The sequence below is a fragment of the Oribacterium sp. oral taxon 078 str. F0263 genome (assembly GCF_000469565.1).
Lineage (GTDB): Bacteria > Bacillota > Clostridia > Lachnospirales > Lachnospiraceae > Oribacterium.
This window is the reverse complement of sequence record NZ_KI273094.1, coordinates 17,566-20,917: the sequence shown is the minus strand read 5'-3', so window position 1 is coordinate 20,917 and position 3,352 is coordinate 17,566. Positions and strand designations below refer to the sequence as shown.

Below are 3,352 nucleotides of genomic sequence, written 5' to 3'. Positions count from 1 at the left end.
ATTTCCTTGTTGATATCATCAAGACTCATATCAGAAACGCCGTTTTCTTTAGCCTGTGCCCGCAGGGTATTGAATGCTTGCATTGCGCCTTCTCTGGTGATATCAGTTTCAGGAGATGATATTTCAAAAGGTATTCTGCGCTGTCTGACAACAGCTCTGGCGAATACATTAATTGCTGTGCTGGCATTCATGCCAAAGTCCTGACATAAGCCGTCAAATTGTTTTTTTAATGTTTCGTCCATGCGGACGCTAAAGGTTGCTTGCGCCATAATCATATCTCCTTTGCATTTTTCTATAGTATAGGATAAAAGGTGCAAAAAGTCAATGAATAGAACCTGATAGGTGCTATTTGCCTTGGATTTACCAAAATAAAATTTCTCTCTTGTCATAGGAGGAATCTGGATCCCGGAGCCTGTAGTTTCAAAGATTCTGTCCACATTAGGTGTCGTTGTGACTCTTTGTCCTGGCGGAATTGCCTTTGATTATAACTATGTGGCAGCAGGGATTGGAACATTGGCACCTGGAATGAGTATTTTTTTTCTGGCGGTTAGAAATATTAGGTGACAATAAGGATGAAAAGAAGCACACTAGCAAGGCTCATTGCCAGTGCAGCAGTTGTCCTGCTGTTAGGGTTGTACTTTTTGAAAATTCTTCCCGTAATAATATTTCTGCCGTGTATCGCAGGCGTATTCTTGATCTTTTGGCTGTGCGGTTCCAAGGATTAGAAGCTCCTGTCTTTTATCGCTGGTTCGGATTCGAACCAGCATTTCCGCCTTCAGCCCTTCCCGGAAGGACTGTATTTCCCACAGGCTAAAAAGTAAACGGAAAGCGAAGACTGATAGCTTCGCTTCGTCAGGTACGTCCCGAATTTCCCCGATGGGAAATTACGGGACCTTTTTATTGCTTTTTCCCGTGCCGCCTTTTTACTTTCCTGCGCGTGAATTGCTTCCAACATCTTTGCCGCGTGCTTTCCTTTGGATTTTGGAACGACTGAGAAAATGTTTTGATAAAAATAATTGGTACAACGCTGATTCCCAGCGTCAGGAAACACTTCGCCCACGGCTTCCGGAATTCCAAGGCATTGATTTCCGACAATGGGATTTACTCCGTTTCATCCTCTTTCGCAAAACTATTAAAAGAAGCTGACCCAGCTGACCGGCTGCTGTCAGCTGCAGGAACGGTAAGACGGAATCCGCACCTGAAAATATTATAGCTTAGTTTGCTCATTCGAGATATTGACAAGTCGGGTTAGCTTATGCTAATATTTCACTACCGACATATGTGTCGGTAGTGAAAGGAGGGAAATGAATAGAGAAAGGCTGACACCAAGAGAAAGAAAATTAGAAATACAGAATATTGCAATGGAAGTCTTTGCGATCAAGGGATACAAAAACACAAATATGCATGATTTAGTGCAAGCTACCGGACTATCCGCGGGGGGATTGTATCATCATTATAAAAGTACATCTGAAATCCTCTGCGACCTGATGATACGAGGCTGCAAATACAGAGAAGACATTATTAAGAAAAAGATATCCGAGATTCCTAAACCTTTAGGGATAAAGGTATTAGCCGAACTGATTGTTGATAAGGCGCTTTCCGACAATGAATTCATTCCGATATATGTTATGTTCTTGCAATCAATGCAGGGGGATGAGACTTTACAGCAACTTTATAAAGAGATACAGGATAGTAGTATCAGGAACTTCGAGCAAATGTTAGAGGAACATGGCTATGCGAAAATTTCCAAAGAATCCTGGGGTCTGCTCAATGATTTAATTAATACTTTCATATTAGGCTGTGAGACATTGGGAATCAGAGCGCTCTTAATTTCACAGCGCCACATTATCGAAAAAATGATAATTGACGTTCTGATGGAAAACGGAAAAGAGGTGTAATCGTATGAATAAAAACAGTAAAGAGCTGTTAACGGCTCAGCCATTACAGATATTAATTAAGCTTTCATTGCCTGCAATATTAGGGATGATTGTCATTGGATTATATCCGCTGATGGATGGGATTTTTGCGGGTCAAATACTTAGTGAAAGAGCCATGACCGCGGTGGGAATTGCTACCCCCTTTACATACATCAATACGGGGATCGCTACTTTGATTGGTGTAGGATCAGCATCTCTGCTGTCAAGAGCAATTGGAGAAGGAAATCAAAGAACCATTGACAAAGTCATGGGGAATCTTTGCTTTTGGATTTTATTGTTATCAGCGATCGTTACCGTATTGGGGATTTTATTTTGTCAACAACTGCTTGCTGTCTTTGGCGCAAAGGGAGAACTTTTAAATCTTTCCGCTCGTTATTTACGAATCATTTTTTTGGGATCTGTATTTGTAAATTTTGCGCAGGCGGCCAATATGGTCATGCGCGGCGAAGGTTTGATGAAACGTGCTATGCTGATTATGGCGATGGGAGCAGGTATCAATATATCATTGGATCCGATCCTTATGATACTGTTGAAAGAACATGGTGTTGAAGGGGCTGCCATTGCTACCGTAACAGCACAATTTGTTCAAGCAATAGTTACACTCTGGTATTTTAAGAAAAAAAGTGAAGTTGTAAAAATCGGCTTAATCAGGAGAGAAAATGAAATAACGGGGGAGATGTTTTCTGTAGGGGTGTCTGCCATGCTTATGCAGGTGCTTACTATTATTCAACAGAGCTTTCTCTATGGTCAGGCGTTTCGATATGGGGGTGAAACCTCAGCGACCATTATGGCTGCAACCTTAAGAATACAAGCTTTTTCCTTCATCCCGCTATGGGGAATGAGTCAGGGGCTGCAGCCTGCTATTGGTGCCAATTTCGGAGCGAAGCAGTACGATAGGGTGAAAAAAATATTTAATGTATTCACCATTAGTTCCATCGTATTGGCAGCTTGTTTTTGGCTGCCGGCAGAAGCTTTTGCCAAGCCGGTTCTCAAATTATTCGGATTGTCCGATGAAACACTCCTTCTGGCGGTTCCAAGCTTTCGGACAATGTACAGTATTTTCATTGTCTATGGTGTAATGATTATGACTATGACCTTCTTTCAGGCAATCGGAGATGGCAAAACGGCTGGCATTTTGGTAATGCTAAGACAGATAATCCTATTTATCCCCTCTGTCATTTTATTACCGCTTATAGTTGGAACACAGAGCCTTTGGTATGTTTTGCCGATAGTCGATGGGATTGTCGTATTGTTGGGGATACAGAGATATTTCGCAACGATCGGAAAAATGAAATAGCTGATAAATCAAGGAACGGCGGCTCAAATCGGAACCGCCGTTCCCTTTTTCAGCGCTTTTCCGGGTCTGCATTTTCCGCGGCTTAATTTCCCTGATGGGAAATTACGGGACCTTTTGT

General features: G+C 42.1%; 3 protein-coding genes and 1 pseudogene. 2 read left to right on the top strand and 2 right to left on the bottom strand.

Annotated features, from left to right (window positions below; all coding sequences use genetic code 11):
• Together HMPREF1986_RS02780 and HMPREF1986_RS12785 are read right to left on the bottom strand one after the other, a co-directional pair.
• Positions 1–389, bottom strand: a 389-nt coding sequence (locus tag HMPREF1986_RS02780) for a type II toxin-antitoxin system RelB/DinJ family antitoxin (RefSeq protein ID WP_021773228.1), incomplete at its 3' end; no start/stop codon positions are given.
• A 512-nt stretch (positions 390–901) separates the two neighbouring features.
• A pseudogene (locus HMPREF1986_RS12785) lies at positions 902–1,111 on the bottom strand (transposase); the annotation flags it as partial.
• Positions 1,112–1,304: 193 nt separating this feature from the next.
• Here HMPREF1986_RS12785 and HMPREF1986_RS02775 point away from each other — a divergent pair.
• Positions 1,305–1,898 (top strand): TetR/AcrR family transcriptional regulator, encoded by a 594-nt coding sequence (locus HMPREF1986_RS02775; RefSeq protein ID WP_009214075.1) that lies wholly within the window; start codon positions 1,305–1,307, stop codon positions 1,896–1,898.
• A gap of 4 nt (positions 1,899–1,902) precedes the next feature.
• Positions 1,903–3,234 carry an MATE family efflux transporter gene (locus tag HMPREF1986_RS02770; protein WP_021773226.1) on the top strand — a complete coding sequence of 444 codons (1,332 nt, stop codon included), beginning with the start codon at positions 1,903–1,905 and terminating at the stop codon, positions 3,232–3,234.
• Positions 3,235–3,352 lie beyond the last annotated feature (118 nt).